A 21,210-nucleotide genomic window follows, 5' to 3' on the forward strand; every position below is an offset into this window, starting at 1 on the left:
GTAATTCAACAGGGCTTTTTGTTTTCACGTAATTTATCAACTAACCATTCTGAAAATACTTTTAATCGAAGTGGCATTTGTCTTCTAGAGGGGTACAGGAGATTTACCGGCATCGCCTGGGCCTCAAATTCAGGAAGCACACGAATTAGCTTTCCTTCTTTCAGCTCTGACTCAACCCCCACACTTGGAATTTGCGCAATACCTAATCCACTTGCGCACGCCGCAAAGTAGGCCTGGGTACTGTTAACACTTAACAAGCTTTGCATTTCGACACCATGGAGTTCTCCGCCTTTCATAAATTCAAATTCTGGTGTTTTATGGCTTAGGGTATGGGAATAATCAATAAGCTTGTGATTAGCTAAATCTTCCAGCGACTGCGGTATGCCCCACTTCGTCGCATAATCAGGACTTACACAGTTATAAATTGGATAAGTTAAAAGGCGACGGGCAACCAAACTGCTATCCGCTAATGCACCAACCCTAATCACACAGTCAAACCCTTCTTTAATAAGGTCAACTTTGCGATCGACACTGCTCACTCGCAACGTAATCTTGGGGTAAGTAGAAATAAACTCACCTAAAATGGGAAGCAGAATATTGGTTGCAAATCGGCTTGGCATATCGATACGAAGCTCGCCACTTACGCTGTCTGCTGAGGTTAAGAACTGTGATTGTAAGGCGTCCCATTCACTCAATAAGGCAATACTTTGCGGCAAAAACGTTTCTCCATCAGAGGTGAGAGAAACGCTTCGCGTGCTTCGGTTAAAAAGGCGTGTGCCCAACTGCTTTTCGAGACTTGTTACCGCTTGAGAAATACTCGATTTCGGTAAACCTAGAAGTGCAGCCGCCGCACTGAAGCTTCCCAATCTCGCGGTTTCTACAAACCGTGTAAGCATATCGAACCTGTCCATCTTTCGCCTATTGTTCACCAAATAAGAACAATGTTATCGCTTTAGGTAGGTTTTTCATACCAATTTTAGTCAATATAATCGTCTACGAATTAATCAACAAAGAGAGATAACAATGGCGATTGCATTAATAACAGGTGGAAGTCGAGGTCTTGGGCGCGCTGGCGCATTAGCACTGGCGAAAAAAGGGATAGACGTTGTTATCACGTATAACACTAATGAAGCAGCAGCCGATGAGGTTGTTAAAGAGATTCAGAGCATTGGAAGAAAAGCCTGTGCCCTGCCCCTTAACACCGCCGCCTCGCATTATTCGTTCCCGGAATTTCTAGTTACGCTTAAAGACGTGCTGAACAATCAATTTGGCAAACAGGCTATTACCTATCTGGTAAACAACGCCGGCGTTGGTCTAAATGCTTCTTTTAAAGAAACAAGTATAAAACAGTTCGATACGCTATTTGATATGCATGTGAAGGGACCTTATTTTTTAACCCAAACACTGTTACCTATTATTGAGGATGGCGGAGCAATACTGAATGTTTCCTCTGGTTTGGCAAGATTTTGCTTCCCGGGATACAGCGCCTACGGTATGGCTAAAGGAGCCATAGAGGTAATGAGTCGTTACCTGGCTGCAGAGTTAGGAGCCCGTAAAATTAGAGTAAACACCCTGGCTCCAGGTGCCATTGAGACTGACTTTAGCGGTGGCTATGTTCGCGATAATAGCGAAGTCAATAATGCTATAGCCTCTCAGACCGCTTTGGGCCGCGTTGGCCAACCCGAAGATATAGGTGGTGTTATTGCAGCGCTATTAAGTAATGATAGTTATTGGATTAACGGCCAAAGGATTGAGGCATCTGGTGGTATGAAGTTGTAACACCATAAGCATGATGGCGTTGATGTCAGCTTTCACTTATTAACGAAAATAGCTTAAACGCCTTTGTAACCTTTCAAGCTGCAAAGGCGAATCATAAGGAGTAACATACACAGGCAAAGTTGTATTCTCTGCGCTTAAACATTAGGTTTGCACGTGAGGATATTGTTAAGCCTTGAAAATATTATCTGAGATTTAGATATTTTTAAGGAAGAAAGTCGAGGATAAGTGCTATGAAGTCGCTACCCGAAGAACCAGAGAAACCTTTAAGAGACGATTGTTGCGGCGGAGGTTCGTGTTGCCCATGTATTTGGGACGTATACTACGAGAAGCTCGCTAAGTGGAAAGAAGCAAAGCGAGAATTTGACGAGTTAGCGAATAATGAGTCATCAGACACAAGATCTTCAGACTAGCGATCCGAACTCGTATTTAGAATACCGTGTTCGCTATTTCCTACTAGTGAACAGCCCTTGAACGAGCTACCCTGCCTTAGAACTTGCCTAATTGAAACCGCCGCATGAGCGTTTGACAGTTCCATTTTTTAAACTTCTCATTTACAAATTTCTATTCTACTGCTATTTTATCTTAATCGATTAAGATTTTGATTTTCTGTGAGTCTCAACCAAATTTGGTCAGTCAATAGCAGAAGATTAAGAATTAAGCTAAACCCGTTACATGGTTAATTTTAAATCTGCCAGACTGGTAGTGCTTAATTCGTAGTAATGTGTGCTCGCGATACACAAGAGAAGTACGAGCAAGCGCATGCTGAATTTTGGAGAGTTATCATGTCTATACGCAATGGCGTTCAACTAATCACCTATGCAGACCGACTGGGCGATGGCAACATCGAGAGTCTAACAAGCATACTTCAGGGCCCGTTAGGTGGCCTGTTTACGGGTGTTCACATCCTTCCTTTTTACTACCCTTACGATGGTGAAGACGCGGGTTTCGATCCTATCGATCATACCTTGGTCGATGAGCGCTTGGGCGATTGGGAGAACGTCAAAAAGCTTGGCGAATCGGTAGATATCATGGCCGACCTCATTGTTAACCATATGTCGGGGCAAAGTGAAGCGTTCAAAGACGTGCTGAAAAACGGGCGCGAATCGAGTTATTGGCCGCTGTTCTTAACCAAGGAAGATATTTTTAAGGGCAACGATCAAACGCAAATTGACGAACAAATAGCACAAGTGTTCCGCCCTCGACCCACACCGTTTTTCAGCGATTACGAGGTGGGCACAGAGACTGGTAACCCTGAAACCGTGCCGTTCTGGACAACTTTTACCTCTAATCAAATTGATATTGATGTGGAGTCACAGTTAGGCAAAGACTACCTATCTTCTATTCTTCAGTCGTTTACTGAAAGTAATGTTGATCTTATTCGCTTAGATGCGGCGGGCTATGCAATTAAACGCGCGGGTTCGAACTGCTTTATGCTTGAAGAAACCTTCGAATTTATCGAAGAATTATCAAACCGCGCACGTGGTATGGGCATGCAGTGTTTGGTCGAAATACACAGTCACTATCAAACTCAAATTGATATTGCTGCGCGTTGCGACAGTGTTTACGACTTCGCTTTACCTCCGCTTGTACTACACACCTTGTTCTCTAAAAATGCAGAGGCATTGGCATACTGGCTTTCAATTTCGCCACGTAACTGCTTTACCGTGCTAGATACTCACGATGGCATCGGCATTGTTGACGTGGGCGCGAATGGTGACAAACCAGGCCTGCTTACCGCAGATGCGATTAATTCGCTCGTTGACCAAATACATGAAAATTCCAATGGCGAGTCTAAAAAAGCCACCGGTGCCGCTGCAAATAATGTAGACCTTTACCAGGTAAACTGCACATATTACGATGCGTTAGGTAAAGATGACTTCGCTTATTTGGTTGCACGCGCCATTCAATTTTTTAGCCCGGGTATCCCTCAAGTTTATTACGGTGGCTTGCTTGCTGCGCACAATGACATGGCGTTACTTGCTAAAACCAATGTTGGCCGCGACATCAACCGCCCATACTTGTCTACTGCCATGGTAAAAGAAGCCGTTGAGAAGCCAGTGGTTAAAGGCCTGATGCAGCTTATTAGGCTAAGAAACGAAAGCGATGCTTTTAACGGTGTATTTGACGTGAGTTACGTCAACAACGTATTCGTACTTTCGTGGAAAAACGGCAACCATGCGGCGTCACTAAACGTGAACTTCAGCACAATGGATGCAACTATTCATACGGTGGATAATGGTGAAGAAAGCGTATTGTCAATCAACACGCTACTTGCTTAAAGCGCAATCTTTAGCGATAGTTTAGCTACTTAGCGCTCAGCTATTCAGGAATTAACACGTGTCGTCAATGCGCTTAAACGCATTAGCGGCACGTAAACCTTGGATTAGCCATTACGATTTAAGTATTACAAGCCCCACCAGAAGAACTGGTATTGTTGTGAATTAACTCAGTACTCGTTTACCTAAACGACGTATTAGTTTGTGTTGGTGTCTTATCTGTAGTCGTCGTTATACGCCCTACCCCAGTCACATAGCTGACGTAAAGTTGGCTCTAGTGTACGGCCTAAATCGGTCAGAGAATACTCTACACGAGGGGGCACTTCTGCATACACTTTCCTGTTTACCAACCCATCACGCTCTAACTCTCTTAACTGCTGTGTAAGCATTTTTTGGGTAACGCCTTGCAATCGTCTACGCAACTGACTGAAGCGTAGCGTTTTATGGCAAAGGTGCCACAAAATAACCCCTTTCCATTTACCGCCTATTATCTCAAGAGATACTGCTACGCCACAAATGTATTGATTTGAGTCGTTCTTATTTTCTGCAGCATTGGGCGCATTATCTTGTTTCTGGCTTTTTAGGACGGCGTTATTATCAACGTCTGATGTCACATCACTTTCCTCTGCCATTACACTGTTCAAAGTTGCAGTCATACTACTCCCTCTTAGAGTAATTACGTTCATATTCACTACGTAAAAGGCTTTATCATTAATGTCAGCATTGATGTCAGTGGTCTTTGTTAAATCGAGCAAAGGGTTTACATCACGCCAATAGTATCTTTTAGGGTACTACCCTACTAAAAAGTGCATACTTGCGCAAAGTTTATATATCGTCACAATGGGTAGCGTAATCATTCGGCTAACGGAGACAGGTATGACATCGTTTAAAGCTTTGCTTGTAGAAAAGCAGGAAGATAAATCCTTTACGCGTAAAGTAACGCAGCGTTCACTTGATGACTTGCCTGAAGGCACGCTACTCATTAAGGTGCATTATTCATCGCTTAACTACAAAGATGCACTGTCAGCCACCGGCAATCCAGGTGTGAGCAGAAACTTTCCTCATACCCCAGGAATTGATGCAGCAGGCACGGTGGTATCGTGTGGTGACAATCGCTTTAAAGAAGGAGACGAAGTTATTGTCACCGGATTTGACCTCGGCATGAACACCGCTGGAGGCTTTGGCGAATACATCAGAATTCCAAGTGAATGGGCGGTAGCTAAGCCAAATGGACTTACGTTGAGAGAGTCAATGATCATTGGTACCGCAGGTTTTACTGCAGGACTATCGGTACAAGGCTTGGTTGAACACGGCGTGACTCCTGACAAAGGCGATATTCTAGTCACTGGCGCTACAGGAGGCGTGGGCTCTGTCGCTGTTGCCCTGTTGGCAAAAGCTGGCTTTTCGGTTGTGGCATGCACCGGAAAAAAGGAGCATGAGGCATTCTTAAAAGCACTGGGGGCCAGCAAAGTGATAACCCGCGACGAGTTATTGGAAAATAAAGAACGCCCTATGTTAAAAGAGCTATACGCTGGCGCTATTGATACGGTAGGCGGTGAATATCTAGCGCAGGCAATTAAAGCGACACAATATGGCGGCACAGTAACGTGCTGTGGCCTAACCGCATCTGCTGAACTTAACGTAAGCGTATTTCCTTTTATCTTACGAGGCGTGTCGCTTCTCGGTATCGACTCTGTGCAGTGCCCTATGCCACCCCGTTTGAGGTTGTGGGACAAGCTTGCTAGCGAATGGAAGCTAAACCGCCTTGATGACCTTACCGAGGAAGTGACCCTTGATGCGGTAAATGAAAAAATAGACGCAATCTTAAAAGGGCAGATTTCTGGCCGTACTTTGGTTAATGTTCAAGGTTAAGTACATAAAAAGAAGGCACCGCAAGATGGTGCCTTCTGTCTACCTGCTCAGACCCCTTCAAATTACTGGTTACCGTCGCTACTCATTTTTTTAGCCAAGTGAATGGTGCTGACCTGCTTTGCTCTTCGCGAGCGAACCTTAATATTCAGCATTTCTACAATAAACGAGAACGCCATCGCAAAATAAACATACCCCTTAGGTACATGAACATCAAAGCCTTCTGTTATTAAAGTAAAGCCCACTAAAATCAAAAACGACAAAGCCAGCATTTTGATGGTTGGGTTTGCATCCACAAAGTCGCCAATCGGCTTTGCAGCTACTAGCATCACTGCTACTGACGCAACAATAGCAATAACCATGATGCTCAAATGTTCAACTAACCCTACTGCTGTGATAACAGAGTCGAGAGAAAAGATAACATCGAGCACCGCAATTTGAACCAAAATTGAGAAAAAACCAGAAGCTGCTACTTCCGTAGTTGATGCTTCGGTCACCTCGAAACTGGCATGTATTTCGTGGGTTGATTTTGCAATAAGAAAGAGGCCGCCCAACACTAAAATAATGTCACGGCCAGATATTTCATTCCCAAAGAGGCTAAATAACGGATTAACTAAGCCCATTACCCAAGCCAAACTAAATAGCAATAACAGTCGCGAGCCCATGGCTAAACCAAGGCCTATTTGACGTGCTTTATTTCTTTGATGTTCAGGTAGCCTGCCCACCAATATTGAAATAAAGATTATGTTATCAATACCAAGCACTATCTCTAATGCCATTAAGGTGCCTAATGCCACCCAAGCTTCTGGACTCGCAAGCCATTCAAACATTTGCGCTATAAACCTTAGCCAAAACCACCTAATTTAGCGCATAGTATTACGGAATATCATCTCAAGCACGCTTTCTTTAGAAGCCCTCTAGAACCAACTTACCGATAGCTCGCCCTTCTTCTAAAATTTTGTGCGCGTCGATTAAGTTAGCAGCGTTAATTTTACCTAAGTGTTTGCCAACGGTAGTTCTAATTTTGCCTTCGTCAATAAGCGATGCTACATGAGTAAGCAGACGGCTTTGCTCTGCCATATCGTCGGTCTCAAACATTGAACGCGTAAACATAAACTCCCAATGAAGTGACAAGCTCTTTTGCTTAAGCTTGGCTACATCAAGACTTTCTGGGTCGTCAATTAGCGCCAGTTTGCCCTTCGGCTTCATAACTTCAACAAAGCTATCAATGTACTGGTGTGTGTTATTTAAACTTGCGACATGCGTCACTTCACCAATGTTTAAGGCCTTGATTTGCTCAGCCATAGGCTTGCTGTGATCCACTACGTAGTCGGCACCTAACTCCTGAACCCAGCTTTTTGAGCTTTCACGCGAGGCAGTGGCGATCACGGTAGCCCCCGTTAGTACTTTAAGCAATTGCAGCATAATAGAACCCACGCCACCAGCTGCGCCTACCACAAGCACAACCTCATCGCTCTTTTCACTTTGTTGCCTTAGAGCAAGATGATCAAACAACAATTCGTATGCTGTGATTGTGGTTAGAGGAAGTGCCGCAGCATCGCTGTCTGACAGAGACTTAGGCGCTTTACCGACAATACGTTCATCAACTAATTGAAACTCTGCGTTTGAGCCGGCTCTGGTAAGGTCGCCAGCGTAGTAAACTCTGTCACCAACTGCGAACTCGGTAACATCAGCGCCTATATCAACGATTTCACCTACTGCATCCCACCCCAGAATTTTGGGATCACCTCCATTAGGATTAACGCGATGACGAATTTTATAATCGACCGGGTTGACTGCTATCGCACTTATTTTTACAAGTAAATCTCGACCCGACGCGCTGGGCTTTTCGATGTCAATATCCACCAGTGCATTAGGCTCATTAATACCAATTGAGTGGGTATAACCAATAGCTTTCATCATTTGTCTCTCCTTTGAGTAATATCATCATCATACTCTTGATTAAATTTGGATAAACAGCACAATAAAAGAAACATTATCAAATAGTTTTTGAAAGCCATGTTACTCGACGACTTGAATGTAGTAATAAAAGTTGCTGAATTTAGAAACATTACTGCAGCAGCGACACATTTGAATATGCGTACAGCAACCGCAAGTGCTGCGGTAAAACGCGTAGAACAGGCCCTTGGTGCCGAATTATTTGTTCGTACTACACGCTCACTACGCCTGTCGTCTGCGGGTGAAAGGTTTTTGCCAACGTGCCAAGAAGCCATGTCAATGCTGGCTAATGCCAAGCAGAACTTAAAGGGCGATACAGGCGTGATTGAGGGCGAGCTTAGGTTAGGTTTATCGTCTGATTTAGGCCGAAATGTGATTGCGCCGTGGCTAGATGACTTTATGGATTTACATGACAAAATAACCGTAAAGCTCAACCTGAGTGACAGCAACATTGACTTTTATCGCGATCCCGTCGATTTAGCGCTAAGGTACGGTACTCCAACCGATGCGAATGTATACGGTTTCAAAATTTGTGATGTACCAAGTTTACTTGTTGCCTCCCCTTCTTATATCAGCTCTCATGGTGCCCCTGAAAAATTTGAAGACTTGCAAACACACAACGGGCTTTTTTACCAACTACACGACAAGGTATATAACGAATGGGAGTTTTTTCACAAAGGGACACCGCTGAAGATAAAAATGCGAGGCAACAGAACCGCAAACGACGGAGAGATAGTAAAGCGTTGGGCCGTTGCGGGTAAAGGTATTGCTGTTAAATCTGGCTTAGATGCGTGCGACGACATTTTAAAGGGTCGACTTGTAACCTTGTTGCCCGAATATCAACCTAAACCGAAACAGCTTTGGCTGATTTGCCCTAGCCGCCAATCTATTACTCCAGCAGTTAGACTATTCAGAGATATGCTGAAAGAGCGCTGCGCTGAATGTTTAGCGCAGCTAGCCACATTCAGCGTGTCAAAATATCAAAAATAGACGAGTATCTGTGCATTTACTTTTGAATACTTTTATTTAGCTGTACGTAAGCTTCCTCAAAACCTGTCAATGATATGGGTAAGGTAACTTGCTGGTTTTCAGATTTTTGAAACGCTATTAGCATAGTCTGTCCATTGTGCATTTGTTTCAAAAGTTCATTGTCGATTTTCACTATACTTTGGCAAGACTTCTCGTCACAGCCTGAGAATGGCACTTGTATGGATGCAAAATCGTCGATTTTTACTCCTACACCATTTTTTGTGAGTGTATTTTTTGGAAGCTTTATTTTCAATACTGGAAAATCTTGCGAATAGGAGTAGTCAACGTTGACGCCCAATAGCACTTTTTTTGCTTCTTTGTCTTTGGCAACGAGCTGGCTAAGCGTACACACAGACGAATCATTACATAGCAAACTCCAACTACCAAAGTCACTTGTGGTTACAGCCCATGAAAAAAACGATGCAAGTACTAAACTAACTGCTACTAAATATTTCACTTTCACCTCTTAGCAAAACGGGGAGCGCACGCTCCCCCTCTTTTATGACAACTTTATTGCTTCCGCTTTCTTATAACAAGCGTAGCAAACATTGCACTTAGCATTAGAAATAGAGTATTGGGAGTTGGCACAGATACAGGATCAGGTACAAACACAGTAACGGCATTCTGGTTCATGTTAACAACGCCAGAACCATCGAAAGTGAGACCGGTTACAAATGCGTCCGGCGTAGGCTCGAGCATATTCGAAACATCAATTCCCATAATTCTGAAGCGGTCAACTGGGGTATTGAAGTCGTACTCCTCACCACCAGTGATATCTGTGCCTGTATCGAACCAATCCATCAGAACATTGTCCCAAAGAAATAGGTCAAACATGTTGTCGTCGTAACCTTCAGGCAAAAGTACTGACGCGATGTTTGGACCACTATTTACAATATAGTCATAGCCTACTGCTACATCTGGGTCGATGAATACAAGTTCATCTGGATCATCGATAGAGAATTCAAATTCATAGTCTGTCGGTGTTTCTGGATTAACAATTGGCAATATAGGGTTTTCTGGAGTATCACCCGGTAGTACGCCATCGCGAATAGCAAACTTCCAAATACCAGGCGTGCCCGTGTTGCTGTTACTTTCGTCTATATCAGCGATAGCGGCGGTTTGAGACCCCGGCACAGTGAAAAAGTTTTCCCCATCTCCCGCGTCATAACCCGCTTGTGCTGGAACGCCGTCTGACGCACTACCTGAAGTCCAGCCGATATCTTCATATCTAAACTCAACGTCGAAATTTCCCGCACCTGTGTCTTCCCGATCAATTAACACTAATTGGAACGTGTTTGTAGGGTTACTGTTTTGACTGTAGTAACCAACATCGTTCCATGTCACTACCAGCGTGTTTTCATTCGGTGAACCGATAAACACGTCGCCACACTCTGCACAGCGCGTATCTACATCGCCCCAAAATGGCGCGATCATTGGCTGGTTGCTTATGGGGAAGGGTCTTGGCGTAAAGGAGCTCACGGTGCCATTGAAGGTAATATTACCGTTATTGTTTATGAAGAATCTATCGTATGAAGTACCAAAGAAATTTACGCCACTATCGAAGGCAAGCGATTCAAATGCGTCAAATACGATAGCGCCCGATGAACCGTCGTCGTTACCATTCATCGCTAAGTTACCAAATCCACTTTCAGTAGAGCCTTCCCAGCCGGAAAGGAGCACTGAAGCATTGGCTGTGGTGCTTGAGATTGAGAATGCTAGCGCTGCGCTCGCCAGCAGGGATAATGAAAAACGCGAAGACTTTTTCATGTATACGTCCTTGTAGTTTATGTTAATAAGAATTTCATTATTTAGCAGACCCGATTTAGCAAAGTGTAAGCCAAATCTAAAATAACTTTTAAATACAGAAGCTTAAAAAATAAATAATGAATTAGTTTAATATAATGTAAAAAAACCTGACATCCTTGTCTTTAGATTTTCAGACGTACTATCGCTTGTATTCAGCAGGTATGCCTTTGCCTGGTGTGCTCATTTTAATAAACTCGCGTAGGTCTTGGTTGGACTGTTTTAAGTCGTCGCGACGCAGATACATCATGTGGCCACTGCGATATCCCTTAAAGCTCAAACGGTCTTTTAAATTGCCACTTTGATCGAGCTGCCACATCGTATACTTTGCATCAAAGTAATTCGTTGCGCCGTCGTAATAGCCAGCTTGAATCATCACATTCAGATACGGGTTTTGCGCCATGGCCAATCGCAAGTTCTCACCGGTTTGATTATTGCTTCTATCCCATGGGTGCACGTTTCCAAACATGTTGTACTTAATATCAGTTTTGTAGTTTAACTCTTCACGCAAATAGTAATTAATAGCGGGCGTGAACGAATGAAGCCATGATGTTAGCTCAGCCCAATAGTCAGGGCGGTCGCCGCTTTGCTTAGCATCTATACCCAAATAGCGGCTGTCTAAACGACCTAGCGTCTTCCCTTCCTCGCGCAGTAAGTCTTTCCAGAAAAATGCAGTGCTCACGTCTAAGTTGTTTTGCGCAATAGACGCTTCACTTAACCCAGAATAGCGCGCCATTTGCTTTAACACATCGTGCTTTTCCGATTCACCAATGAAGCCACCTTTGGCCAGAGCAGGAATAAGCGTATTGATGGTGAAGTCTTCAACTTCAGGCAATAGCTCAGTAAGATCTTTGTTTTGCAACGCGGGTTCAAGCTTATTGTGATACCACGCCGCGGCAGCAAAATAAGGCAGTCGATTAGCGGCTTTTACCGGCCCGTTGCGCTCTATACCAATATCGGTTGGCGATACAAGCACAACGCCGTTTAAGTACATCCATTGGCGATTTTGAAGCTCTAATGCTAATCCTGACACACGCGTCGTGCCGTAACTTTCACCGATAAGATATTTAGGTGAACGCCAGCGATTATTACGCGTTACAAAAGTATTCACCCAGTCTGCCAAATAGCTAATATCGGCGTTTACACCAAAGAACATTTTCTGCTGTTCATCTTGCGATGGCATGCTGCCGTCAGCTTTAGGCAGCACACGGCTGTGCCCTGTATTCACTGGGTTAACAAACACAATGTCTGCCACATCCAAAATGGAGTAAGGATTGGTTTGAACACCATAGGGCTGAACTGGATAGCCTTCATCGTCAATATTAAGAATACGAGGGCCTGTGTAGGCTACATGCATCCACACTGACGCAGAGCCTGGACCACCGTTAAAAGAAATAATAAGCGGGCGCTCAGTATTCTCTTTTACGTCAGTGCGCTGATAGTAAGTGTAAAACAAAGTGGCAACCGCTTCGTCTTTACTGTTCCAAACCGGTTGAGTACCCGTGGTAGCACTGTACTTTACGCGCTTGCCTAGGATTTTAGTTTCGTGCTCTGTCACTACACTGCTATCAATTTTTATTGAACGAGCATGGGCAGATGCGCTTTCTTCTTGCGCTGAAGCACTGGTAGTTAAGCTTACAAAAGCAATTAAGGCTGCCGTTAACCATGCTAGGGTCGCGTGCGATTGCGCTTTGTGTTTATTTTTACCCAGACTTAATAATACGGGCGATGTATTTCTAACTAAGGATTGAATATTCATCATTATTATCTTTGAGTGTCGTTAATTTTATCTTTTTTGTGTTGTCTTTGTATTGCACGCTTTACTATATCGCTGTTCACATGACAGCTTAGCAATGAACGACAAAACGACCAATTTCTTCGATACATTTCTGTAACACGGTTAAGCCTTTCAAATATTCTCAGGGCCATTGATTTTTATGTGTGTAATGAGTTCAGGGAAAAACGTTAAGAATCTCGCTTCAATCTCGTCTCTGTTCGTATTAATATCATCCACAGCATGATGAAACGTGTTGGGGAAACGAATACGTTTAGCAACCACAGCAATCGCCTTAGCAATGCCCTCTTCCTTAGCATAATCTTCAAACCAGTCATGGATTATCATATGCCCAACACTGTGCTGCATCGTTCTTGGCATAGTGGGCAATCGCTGTTCTAACAATGCGAAACTCTGTTCCCTGAAGTCGTCAAAACCCTGTGCTGTAAACGACGCCCAATGTTTAATTAGCAAGTGATCGAAGTAGATATCCAGCGCCACAGGTGCAAAGCGCCGACGACTTTTATGAAATAACGCCTTTGCTGCTAAGACGCTGGTATGACTGTCGGTGAACCTATCCACTTCATAGTGGTTTTTAAGACCTAGCTGTACCGCTTGTCCAAACTCTTTAATATCAACACCCCGCCTGAAGTCACCGAGTAAGTTACCGAATTGAGAATCGGCAGTTGGTCGGGCTAAGAAAAGATGGGCAAGATAATTCATTTTGTAATTTATTGGCCTCTATTTTAAGTTGTAAGGGCTTGTTGGTATCAAGTAAAATTGCGGTCCAATTCAGATACGCTAAATTTGTACTTTTATAAACCGAACTGCCGAAACTAGCGTTGGCAGCAGCCAAATTCAAATGTAACTGAAAAACCATAGCACTTAAAATTGAGTTTCAACATGTCTGTAATATCCACTTCTGAAGTCACGTCTCTACTTTCACCAATCAATGCCTTTTTACATTGCGAGACGCCTCAGTCATGGATAGACGAAGCGCAGAAAGAGGAAAACCTTCGCGTTATCCTTACTGACCACCTAATTTGCGAGCTTAAAGCAGCTCAGTCTGCTATGTACCTACTTCGCCGCTATGTGGCCGATGAAGAAACCAGTAAGGTATTGCTGGGATGGTTGAAACCTTACGAAGACTTCACTTACCGCCACGAAGGCGATTGGCAATCGCTTAATACTAAGCACCTTTCCAAAAATGTATTTAACACTGAAGGGCTAGACCCTTTTAAAAAAGACATGCTTGATAAAATGGTCATGCTAATTAAAGAAGAGCTTCATCATTTTTACCAAGTGCTAGAAATTATGCACGAGTTGGGGTTTGAATATAAGTCGGTAACATCCAGTCGTTACGCCAATGGCTTGTTGCGTCACGTACGCACTTACGAACCTGAAAAGCTTGTCGACAAGCTCATTTGTGGTGCCTACATTGAAGCGCGCTCCTGCGAACGCTTTGCCAAACTTGCGCCGTATGTTTCCGAAGATTTAGGCAAGTTCTATGTGTCGCTGTTGCGCTCTGAGGCCAGACACTTTGAAGACTACCTAACGCTGGCTGGGCAAATCGCTAAAACTGATATTTCAGAGCGCGTTGCCCACTTCGGAGACGTTGAAAGGTCATTGATTGAAAGCGACGATGACGAATTGCGTTTCCACTCAGGCGCACCACGCTAAAGTTAACGCTTTGCATCCGTTTATAAATTAATCAATTTATATTGACGGCTTAGTAATTCTGCTGCACACTCAATTTGTAAACATATTGTTAACGGCAGTGTTTAGCGCTTTGCGCTGTGTTTGTGTTTCCTTGGTTTTACGGTTAGTCCGTGTGTTCTCCCTGCCTCACAACAATATTTTTTAAAATAATAACGTTGGTGAACAAGGCAGGACTTTATGATTTTGAATCATTTAATTGGTATTTACACTCATCCAAAAGAAGAGTGGCAAACCATTGATACCAAACACGAAACCTATTTTTACGCGCTTACCCATATCGCTTTTATATCTCTCATTCCATCACTCGTGGCCTATTATTCCAGTGCCCATACTGGCTGGAGTATCGGCGCAGGTGACATAATTCGCCTTAGCGAAAATACCGCCATAATGATGGGTATAGGCATGTATTTTGGATTAATTGCAGGCGTGGTCGCATTGGCTGTACTTATTCATGAGTTGGCTAAAGCGTTTGATGCGACGCCAACTTATACGCAGTCGCTAGAACTTGCGGCCTACACGGCTACACCGTTGTTTATGGTGGGCTTCGCAGGTCTTTACCCAGAACTCTGGGTAGTGATGACGGCGCTGTTAGTCGGTATTAGCTATTCGGTATACCTGCTCTACTCTGGCGTGCCAATTTTGATGCATATGCCAGAAGATAAAGGGTTCATTTACTCAAGCTCGGTAGTGACATGTGGGCTAGTATTGCTCGTTATTCTAATGACAGGTTCGGTATTGGTGTGGGGACTGTCCGGCGGACCAGTATTTGTTCACTAGCCTCTTTCATTGAAATAAAGCATTAAAAAAGCCGCTTTAAAAAGCGGCTTTTTGTTATATCAAAGAGCGTCTTACATTAATCAGCAGCATCAATATTATGCACATCAAGGTTGCTAAGCTCTGCTTGCACCACTGGCGCTTTTCTTGACGCTTCACCGCGCGACATATCAATTCTCTCAAGGTACTCTTGGTCGATATCCGCAGTAATATAGTTACCATCAAAAACAGACGTTTCAAAACGCTGAATGGTCTCGTTCTCTTCGCGAACGGCATCCACTAAGTCAGAAATGTCTTGGAAGATAAGGCCATCTGCTTGGATAAGCTCTGCAATTTGATCGATTTCACGACCATAAGCAATCAGTTCGTTTGCCGATGGCATATCAATACCATACACATTTGGGAAACGAATTTCTGGAGCAGCTGACGCAAAGTATACTTTCTTCGCACCTGACTCACGCGCCATCTCAATGATTTGACCTGATGTAGTACCGCGCACGATAGAGTCATCGACAAGTAGTACACTCTTACCTTTGAACTCAGATGAGATTGCGTTTAGCTTACGGCGTACTGATTTTTTACGCATGGTTTGGCCAGGCATAATGAAAGTACGACCAATGTAGCGGTTTTTAACGAAGCCTTGGCGATATGGCAAATCCAGTGTGTTCGCGATTTGAAGCGCCACATCCATCGACGTTTCAGGAATAGGAATAACCACGTCGATATCCAGATCTGCCCATTCGCGCTTAATTTTTTCACCTAGCTTACGGCCCATGTTTACACGCGATGCATAAACTGAAATGCCATCTATAAAGCTATCTGGGCGAGCAAAGTAAACAAACTCAAAGATACACGGAGAGGTTACTGGATTCTCGGCGCACTGTCTGGTGTGCAGTTGACCCTCTTCGGTAATGAATACCGCTTCACCTGGCATTACATCGCGTACAAACTGGAAGCCAACAGCATCAAGCGCCACGCTTTCAGATGCCACCATCCATTCCTCACCCAGCTCGCTCATACGCTTACCGAGTGCTAGAGGACGAATACCGTGCGGGTCGCGAAACGCTACAATACCTTGGCCGATGATGGCCGCAACAACTGCGTAGGCACCACGAATTTTCTTATGAACTTTCGTTACCACTTCAAAAATGTGTTCGGCACTTACGCTTAAACCTGCTACCTGCTGCAGTTCATGCGCAAGAATGTTAAGCAATAATTCTGAATCTGAGGTGGTGTTGATGTGGCGGCGTGCAATGCGGAATACTTCTTCCTGTAGCTCATGAGCGTTGGTAAGGTTGCCGTTATGAGCAAAGGCAATACCAAACGGCGAGTTCACATAAAACGGTTGCGCCTCTGCAGAGCTTGATGTACCCGCGGTAGGATAGCGAACATGGCCAATACCCATGTTGCCAGACAGCCTCTTCATATGACGCGTATGGAAAACATCTCGAACCAAACCATTTGCCTTACGCAAATTAAACATATTTTGGTCGATAGTCATTATGCCTGCGGCATCCTGTCCACGGTGTTGAATAACCGTTAGACCGTCGTACAGTGACTGAGCTACGGGCGTTTTACCAACTATTCCGACTATACCACACATGTGCGTTACCTATTTCAAGCGGGATTTAAGAAACTGGAGGAGTCTTTCACATAGCTGAAAAACCACTCAATGATGACACCAAACTCTGGAATGAGTACCGATGCTTGCCACCAATCTGAGGAAGCTGCACCAGTAAAGGTATCCATAAAAAAGAGCAATGCGCTAACTATAAGCACGCCACGCAGTGCGCCAAAAACTATACCGAGGGCCCTATCTGTTCCAGACAGCCCTGTTGCCTGAACCAATTGGCTAATCACGTAATTGATCATGCCGCCAAGAATGAGCGTGGTGACAAACAATGCTGCAATTGCAGCACCGTTTTTTAAGTAAGGATCGTCAATGGCTGTGAAGTAAACGGCGAGGTCAGCGTAGAAATTGCTTGAAATAAAGAGTGCAGCAAACCATACCACTAACGAGATGGCTTCTTTAACAAACCCTCTGATCAGGCTTATTAAGGTAGATACCGCAATGATACCCAGTATGGAAAAGTCTACCCAGTTCATCGTCTCTTTATTGCGTTGATGTTGCTTTTTATCGTAAAGCAACGAGCCTTTGGCGAGATGGCGCGCATTCTAACAGAAGATAAAAATATTACTAGTCTGTAATACCAATCCCTGTTGCTCTGTCCGTGCTTAATTCGACTAGCACCAGGAACAATGCGCACTATTCAACTTTGAACGTAGTGACCTTACCTTTAAGACTCGTGAGTTCCTTTAAGTGAGGTAGTGCCGATTCCAGTTTCTTCTTGTCTAAATCCGGGCCAACGAAAACTTTATTAAGCGGGCCAGAACTGGTCTGAATTTTGCGACTAAACGCACGATATCCAGCCTTTTCTAGCTTAGCTAACAGCGCTTTTACGTTTTTCTCGTGGCGGAAGCTACCAAGTTGAATAACCCAACCAGCGTCATCGTCTGCGGCACTTTTTGTATTAACCACCGTTTGGCTTGCTAAATTGTCCTCTTCTTCAAAGGTTTTCACCGCTGGCGCTTTTGCGGTAGTGGCTTCACCTGCACGACCACTTTCCCCTGCGCCAGAAGAATCCAGATCATCATCTAATGCCGTTTCATCTTGAATTTCAACCGCTGGCACCGCAGCTTTCGCCACGCGCTCTGATGGAAAAGATTCTGGCTCTACGATGGGCTTTTTAGGCGGATTAGCAGGTACAGAGACAAAAGGTTCTCTGTTTGTTTGCTTTTTGCCATCAAGAAAGTCTGGTAAAAAGATTACCGCTAGGGCGACAACAATAATTGTCCCCACCAGTCTATTCTTTAATGCCGATGTCACTGTGCTCTCCTGCTTGAATACACGGTTTTACTCTACAAGGCGCGTGTAAGTTTTGCTCAGCAAGCACGTCTGCTACGGTAACAAAAGAACCAAAAACGAGAATAAGTTCACCAGTTTGATAATCTGCAAGCGCGCGCTGATATGCCGAGGTCACGTCCTGAAACGTGTCTATATTCTCTATGGTTGTGCCGGCATTAACAAGTGCATTTTCAAGTACTTCTGCCTTGCAGCCCCGAGGACCACTCGTTGACGCTACGTACCACTTGGCATTAAGTGTCGCCAGTGGCGCTAAGGTCTCTGCAATAGACTTATCTTTTAGCATGCCCACCACAACGCGCATTTGGCTTACATCGTAACGGTTTAGCCAATCTTGCATAGCTGTCGTCGCTTGTGGATTATGGGCAACGTCTACAACTACTAACGGGGAATCACTGATAGTCTGCTGGCGCCCCGGCATGGTGGTGTTCTCAATAATATCTCTTACCACGCTTTCTTCGGGCAGCAAATCTAGTAGCTCCAGCGCGGCCAACGCTGTACTCGCATTTTGAAGTGGAATTTTAGGATAAGGTAGCGACGTATAACTATTGCTCTTCCCTTTCCAGCTCCACTCACTGTAATCACTTGCTACCACTGTTTCGAAATCTTGTGTAGCCCAACGTACGTTAGCTTGTAGCTCGTTAGCCACATCGTAAAGCGATGATGGAGGAAACAGCTCACCAACTACTGCATTGCCGCTTTTGCGCATAATGCCCGCTTTTTCCCGAGCAATTTTTTCGCGGGTATTACCAAGCCAATCTTGATGGTCAAGATCGATAGTCGTAATAACAGCCAGATTGGGATCAATAATGTTGGTGGCATCCAAACGTCCGCCTAGGCCTACTTCAAGAATGACCACATCAACAGCCCATGACTGCATCATTTTCATGGCAGCCAGTGTACCGAACTCAAAGTAAGTTAGAGTAATAGGTTCGCCACCCGTGTCTTTTCGCGCGCTTTCAACAAACTCAAATGCATTTACAAATTCATCGGCAGGCGGTAATTCGCCGTTGTAACGCACGCGTTCACGATAGTCGGTTAAATGGGGTGAACTGTATACCGCAACACTTTTGCCTTGCGAAAGCATGGCCTGCTCAAGTAAGCGGCACGTTGTGCCTTTACCGTTTGTGCCTGCTACAGTAATAACCAAAGACTGGCTGAGTGAAAGTGCCATGGCATTGGCCACTTCTTTCACTCTGTCTAGCCCCATATCGATGGCGCTAGGATGAATAGATTCTAGGTAGGATAACCACTGGCTCAGGCTTTTTTGCGAAGATGAAGACGCTGAAGCGTTTTCTGCGTGTGGCGCTGAGCCAGTATTTAGATTGTTTTCGTTATTCACTAATTCTTATAATGCAACTTAACCAACAGGCTGTGTAATCTATCACGCATATCTCTGCGGTCAACAATCATATCAATTGCACCTTTCTCAACAAGGAACTCACTGCGTTGGAAACCTTCAGGCAGCTTTTCTCTTACTGTTTGTTCGATTACGCGAGGACCCGCAAAGCCGATTAGCGCTTTTGGCTCGGCTACGTTTACGTCACCAAGCATCGCCAAACTTGCAGATACACCACCCATTGTAGGGTCTGTAAGTACACTAATATAAGGCAGGCCTTTCTTACTCATTTTAGCAAGCGCTGCAGATGTTTTAGCCATTTGCATTAGCGACATCAGTGCTTCTTGCATACGCGCACCGCCACTAGCACTAAAGCAAATAAGCGGCATATCGTTTTCTAAGCATGCATTAACAGCAGCAACGAAGCGAGCACCTACAACCGATGCCATTGAGCCGCCCATAAACGCAAACTCAAAACACGCAACCACTACCGGCATACCTTTTAGCTTGCCCTGCATTACCACTAGCGCGTCTTTCTCGTTCGTTGCCTTTTGTGCAGCAACGATACGGTCTTTATAGCGCTTAGAGTCTTTGAATTTAAGTACGTCTTGTGGCTCGTGCTCTGCACCTAACTCAACGCGATCGCCATCATCTAGGAACGCATCGATACGGCGGCGTGCCGTAATACGCATGTGATGGTCACATTTAGGGCAAACTTCCTGAAGTTTTTCCAGTTCGCTCTTATACAGCACTGCTTGGCATGAACCACACTTCGTCCAGATACCCTCTGGTACGTTACCTTTGGTTGATGTTTGCGTGCGAGGAAGAATTTTTTGAATCCAGCTCATGGAAATTGAATCCTTTGTTTTTTGTTTGCCGACCATGACGATTGATGTTTGTTCATACTTGTGCTCGACAACACATTAATTTTTTAAGTTTCATACTGTATTACAAAGAAAAAATACGTAACACAATAGAACAGCTACCTAATATAGCGCGCTATTAGACCACAATACAACGAAATGGAAAAAACAAAACTGGTCTTAGAAGTTGGCAGGGGATGATTTGAAGATACACGCTTCAATACAACCTGAGTTAACTGCTAGCCGATGTGCAGCTAACTCAGATTGAAAAATTTAAAGGCGAAGGTAGATAGATTAGGCTTCTGGAAGGAATAGTGGTCCTAAAGGCGGCTTAGGTAAACCATGTTCGTCAGGGTAAGTGACGTCGACCAAGTACAACCCATTTGGCTTCGCCGTAGCTGCAGATTTACTTCTGTCTTTCAGGCTTAACAAGTGAGCTATCCAATTTACGTCTTGCTCCCCTGCCCCAATCTCAACAAGCGCGCCCGTGATATTGCGAACCATATGATGCAAGAAAGCATTGGCGCGAATATCAATTATAACGTATCGCCCTTGGCGATATACGCTTACATCAGTAACGTTTCGAAATGGCGTTTTACTTTGGCAAAGCGCTGCGCGGAACGAGGTAAAGTCTTGCTCGCCTAGCAAGGCTTGTGCGGCAACATGCATTTTTTTCTCATCTAATTCGCGGTGAATATGGGTAACACCGGAATGGAGAATAGCTGGGCGCATTTTCGCATTATGAATAACGTAACGATAGCGGCGATGGGTAGCAGAAAAACGTGCATGGAAGTCATCGCTGACGTTCTTTGCCCAGGTAACAGCAACAGAGTTAGGCAGATTCGCATTTACGCCGAGTGTCCAAGCGCGCTCTGAGCGTGGTGCATCACAGTTAAAGTGAACCACTTGCCCAGTAGCATGTACACCAGCATCGGTACGTCCAGCGCATTGCACTTCAATGGGTTCGTTGGCTACTGTCGATAGTGCCTTTTCAAGATGTTCCTGAACACTTGGTACTTCACGCTGGCGTTGCCATCCGTATACAGCAGCACCGTCGTATTCAATCCCTAAGGCAATTCGCCCCATATCTGTATTACCCCGTT

Annotated in this window: 21 protein-coding genes; 7 read left to right on the top strand and 14 right to left on the bottom strand. The window is 44.5% G+C overall.

The window, feature by feature from the left end:
* Window positions 1–5: 5 nt before the first annotated feature.
* The gene (locus WA381_RS08820; RefSeq protein ID WP_156086569.1) at window positions 6–911 is read right to left on the bottom strand and encodes a LysR family transcriptional regulator; all 906 of its coding nucleotides are present in this window, start codon (window positions 909–911) and stop codon (window positions 6–8) included.
* A gap of 112 nt (window positions 912–1,023) precedes the next feature.
* Here WA381_RS08820 and WA381_RS08825 point away from each other — a divergent pair, with 112 nt between their 5' ends.
* The 3 genes from WA381_RS08825 to gtfA all read left to right on the top strand — a co-directional run bounded on the left by WA381_RS08825 (window position 1,024) and on the right by gtfA (window position 4,058).
* A complete protein-coding gene (locus WA381_RS08825; protein WP_039225284.1) occupies window positions 1,024–1,779 on the top strand; it encodes an SDR family NAD(P)-dependent oxidoreductase in 756 nt (251 codons plus the stop codon).
* Window positions 1,780–2,009: 230 nt separating this feature from the next.
* Complete coding sequence (locus WA381_RS08830; protein WP_156086570.1) at window positions 2,010–2,189, top strand: oxidoreductase-like domain-containing protein; 180 nt, start codon at window positions 2,010–2,012, stop codon at window positions 2,187–2,189.
* 372 nt (window positions 2,190–2,561) lie between these two features.
* Window positions 2,562–4,058, top strand: coding sequence for a sucrose phosphorylase (gene gtfA / locus WA381_RS08835; protein WP_131136549.1), 1,497 nt, complete (start codon window positions 2,562–2,564; stop codon window positions 4,056–4,058).
* A gap of 212 nt (window positions 4,059–4,270) precedes the next feature.
* Here gtfA and WA381_RS08840 read toward each other — a convergent pair whose 3' ends face one another.
* Window positions 4,271–4,711 carry a winged helix-turn-helix transcriptional regulator gene (locus tag WA381_RS08840; RefSeq protein ID WP_156086571.1) on the bottom strand — a complete coding sequence of 147 codons (441 nt, stop codon included), beginning with the start codon at window positions 4,709–4,711 and terminating at the stop codon, window positions 4,271–4,273.
* Between the two features lie 220 nt (window positions 4,712–4,931).
* On the opposite strand from WA381_RS08840, the gene WA381_RS08845 reads away from it, so the two are divergent.
* Entirely contained in the window at window positions 4,932–5,927 is a 996-nt protein-coding gene (locus WA381_RS08845; RefSeq protein ID WP_156086572.1) for a YhdH/YhfP family quinone oxidoreductase, read from the top strand.
* Window positions 5,928–5,989: 62 nt separating this feature from the next.
* On the opposite strand, the gene WA381_RS08850 is transcribed toward WA381_RS08845, so the two are convergent.
* Entirely contained in the window at window positions 5,990–6,754 is a 765-nt protein-coding gene (locus WA381_RS08850) for a TerC family protein (protein WP_156086573.1), read from the bottom strand.
* Between the two features lie 76 nt (window positions 6,755–6,830).
* Window positions 6,831–7,844, bottom strand: coding sequence for a zinc-binding alcohol dehydrogenase family protein (locus WA381_RS08855; RefSeq protein WP_156087347.1), 1,014 nt, complete (start codon window positions 7,842–7,844; stop codon window positions 6,831–6,833).
* A 99-nt stretch (window positions 7,845–7,943) separates the two neighbouring features.
* On the opposite strand from WA381_RS08855, the gene WA381_RS08860 reads away from it, so the two are divergent.
* On the top strand, window positions 7,944–8,873 hold the full coding sequence (locus WA381_RS08860) for a LysR family transcriptional regulator (RefSeq protein WP_197044443.1): 930 nt from the start codon (window positions 7,944–7,946) through the stop codon (window positions 8,871–8,873).
* Window positions 8,874–8,889: 16 nt separating this feature from the next.
* On the opposite strand, the gene WA381_RS08865 is transcribed toward WA381_RS08860, so the two are convergent.
* From WA381_RS08865 to WA381_RS08880, 4 genes are all read right to left on the bottom strand, one after another.
* Window positions 8,890–9,369 carry an invasion associated locus B family protein gene (locus WA381_RS08865; protein WP_156086575.1) on the bottom strand — a complete coding sequence of 160 codons (480 nt, stop codon included), beginning with the start codon at window positions 9,367–9,369 and terminating at the stop codon, window positions 8,890–8,892.
* A 53-nt stretch (window positions 9,370–9,422) separates the two neighbouring features.
* A complete protein-coding gene (locus tag WA381_RS08870; protein ID WP_101565064.1) occupies window positions 9,423–10,679 on the bottom strand; it encodes a nidogen-like domain-containing protein in 1,257 nt (418 codons plus the stop codon).
* Window positions 10,680–10,857: 178 nt separating this feature from the next.
* Window positions 10,858–12,474, bottom strand: a complete 1,617-nt coding sequence (locus WA381_RS08875; protein WP_156087348.1) for a S10 family peptidase — start codon at window positions 12,472–12,474, stop codon at window positions 10,858–10,860.
* A 150-nt stretch (window positions 12,475–12,624) separates the two neighbouring features.
* The gene (locus WA381_RS08880) at window positions 12,625–13,212 is read right to left on the bottom strand and encodes an acyl carrier protein phosphodiesterase (protein WP_156086576.1); all 588 of its coding nucleotides are present in this window, start codon (window positions 13,210–13,212) and stop codon (window positions 12,625–12,627) included.
* A gap of 180 nt (window positions 13,213–13,392) precedes the next feature.
* On the opposite strand from WA381_RS08880, the gene miaE reads away from it, so the two are divergent.
* Window positions 13,393–14,169: a tRNA isopentenyl-2-thiomethyl-A-37 hydroxylase MiaE gene (gene miaE, locus WA381_RS08885; protein WP_039225276.1), complete on the top strand. Its 777-nt coding sequence runs from the start codon at window positions 13,393–13,395 to the stop codon at window positions 14,167–14,169.
* Between the two features lie 216 nt (window positions 14,170–14,385).
* Complete coding sequence (locus WA381_RS08890; protein ID WP_014949940.1) at window positions 14,386–14,985, top strand: Yip1 family protein; 600 nt, start codon at window positions 14,386–14,388, stop codon at window positions 14,983–14,985.
* Window positions 14,986–15,061: 76 nt separating this feature from the next.
* Here the strand turns inward: WA381_RS08890 and purF are convergent, their stop codons facing one another.
* From purF to truA, 6 genes are all read right to left on the bottom strand, one after another.
* Entirely contained in the window at window positions 15,062–16,585 is a 1,524-nt protein-coding gene (gene purF / locus WA381_RS08895) for an amidophosphoribosyltransferase (RefSeq protein WP_014949941.1), read from the bottom strand.
* A gap of 14 nt (window positions 16,586–16,599) precedes the next feature.
* A complete protein-coding gene (locus WA381_RS08900; RefSeq protein ID WP_014949942.1) occupies window positions 16,600–17,088 on the bottom strand; it encodes a CvpA family protein in 489 nt (162 codons plus the stop codon).
* Between the two features lie 160 nt (window positions 17,089–17,248).
* Window positions 17,249–17,869: an SPOR domain-containing protein gene (locus tag WA381_RS08905; protein ID WP_014949943.1), complete on the bottom strand. Its 621-nt coding sequence runs from the start codon at window positions 17,867–17,869 to the stop codon at window positions 17,249–17,251.
* A complete protein-coding gene (gene folC / locus WA381_RS08910; RefSeq protein WP_231506508.1) occupies window positions 17,847–19,247 on the bottom strand; it encodes a bifunctional tetrahydrofolate synthase/dihydrofolate synthase in 1,401 nt (466 codons plus the stop codon). Before folC ends, WA381_RS08905 begins: the two co-directional genes overlap by 23 nt.
* On the bottom strand, window positions 19,247–20,092 hold the full coding sequence (gene accD / locus WA381_RS08915) for an acetyl-CoA carboxylase, carboxyltransferase subunit beta (protein ID WP_014949945.1): 846 nt from the start codon (window positions 20,090–20,092) through the stop codon (window positions 19,247–19,249). Before accD ends, folC begins: the two co-directional genes overlap by 1 nt.
* A 309-nt stretch (window positions 20,093–20,401) precedes the next feature.
* The gene (truA, locus tag WA381_RS08920; protein WP_014949946.1) at window positions 20,402–21,193 is read right to left on the bottom strand and encodes a tRNA pseudouridine(38-40) synthase TruA; all 792 of its coding nucleotides are present in this window, start codon (window positions 21,191–21,193) and stop codon (window positions 20,402–20,404) included.
* Between the last annotated feature and the right edge of the window lie 17 nt (window positions 21,194–21,210).

The sequence above is a fragment of the Alteromonas sp. CH_MED4-4 genome, assembly GCF_037029575.1.
In the GTDB taxonomy this organism is placed as follows: domain Bacteria; phylum Pseudomonadota; class Gammaproteobacteria; order Enterobacterales; family Alteromonadaceae; genus Alteromonas; species Alteromonas macleodii.

What these genes read in the sequence shown, in the direction of transcription:
- WA381_RS08820 (WP_156086569.1), bottom strand. Translation starts at nt 911, where the DNA reads ATGGACAGGTTCGATATGCTTACACGGTTTGTAGAAACCGCGAGATTG.
- WA381_RS08825 (WP_039225284.1), top strand. Translation starts at nt 1,024, where the DNA reads ATGGCGATTGCATTAATAACAGGTGGAAGTCGAGGTCTTGGGCGCGCT.
- WA381_RS08830 (WP_156086570.1), top strand. Translation starts at nt 2,010, where the DNA reads ATGAAGTCGCTACCCGAAGAACCAGAGAAACCTTTAAGAGACGATTGT.
- gtfA (WP_131136549.1), top strand. Translation starts at nt 2,562, where the DNA reads ATGTCTATACGCAATGGCGTTCAACTAATCACCTATGCAGACCGACTG.
- WA381_RS08840 (WP_156086571.1), bottom strand. Translation starts at nt 4,711, where the DNA reads ATGACTGCAACTTTGAACAGTGTAATGGCAGAGGAAAGTGATGTGACA.
- WA381_RS08845 (WP_156086572.1), top strand. Translation starts at nt 4,932, where the DNA reads ATGACATCGTTTAAAGCTTTGCTTGTAGAAAAGCAGGAAGATAAATCC.
- WA381_RS08850 (WP_156086573.1), bottom strand. Translation starts at nt 6,754, where the DNA reads ATGTTTGAATGGCTTGCGAGTCCAGAAGCTTGGGTGGCATTAGGCACC.
- WA381_RS08855 (WP_156087347.1), bottom strand. Translation starts at nt 7,844, where the DNA reads ATGAAAGCTATTGGTTATACCCACTCAATTGGTATTAATGAGCCTAAT.
- WA381_RS08860 (WP_197044443.1), top strand. Translation starts at nt 7,944, where the DNA reads ATGTTACTCGACGACTTGAATGTAGTAATAAAAGTTGCTGAATTTAGA.
- WA381_RS08870 (WP_101565064.1), bottom strand. Translation starts at nt 10,679, where the DNA reads ATGAAAAAGTCTTCGCGTTTTTCATTATCCCTGCTGGCGAGCGCAGCG.
- WA381_RS08875 (WP_156087348.1), bottom strand. Translation starts at nt 12,474, where the DNA reads ATGAATATTCAATCCTTAGTTAGAAATACATCGCCCGTATTATTAAGT.
- WA381_RS08880 (WP_156086576.1), bottom strand. Translation starts at nt 13,212, where the DNA reads ATGAATTATCTTGCCCATCTTTTCTTAGCCCGACCAACTGCCGATTCT.
- miaE (WP_039225276.1), top strand. Translation starts at nt 13,393, where the DNA reads ATGTCTGTAATATCCACTTCTGAAGTCACGTCTCTACTTTCACCAATC.
- WA381_RS08890 (WP_014949940.1), top strand. Translation starts at nt 14,386, where the DNA reads ATGATTTTGAATCATTTAATTGGTATTTACACTCATCCAAAAGAAGAG.
- purF (WP_014949941.1), bottom strand. Translation starts at nt 16,585, where the DNA reads ATGTGTGGTATAGTCGGAATAGTTGGTAAAACGCCCGTAGCTCAGTCA.
- WA381_RS08900 (WP_014949942.1), bottom strand. Translation starts at nt 17,088, where the DNA reads ATGAACTGGGTAGACTTTTCCATACTGGGTATCATTGCGGTATCTACC.
- accD (WP_014949945.1), bottom strand. Translation starts at nt 20,092, where the DNA reads ATGAGCTGGATTCAAAAAATTCTTCCTCGCACGCAAACATCAACCAAA.
- truA (WP_014949946.1), bottom strand. Translation starts at nt 21,193, where the DNA reads ATGGGGCGAATTGCCTTAGGGATTGAATACGACGGTGCTGCTGTATAC.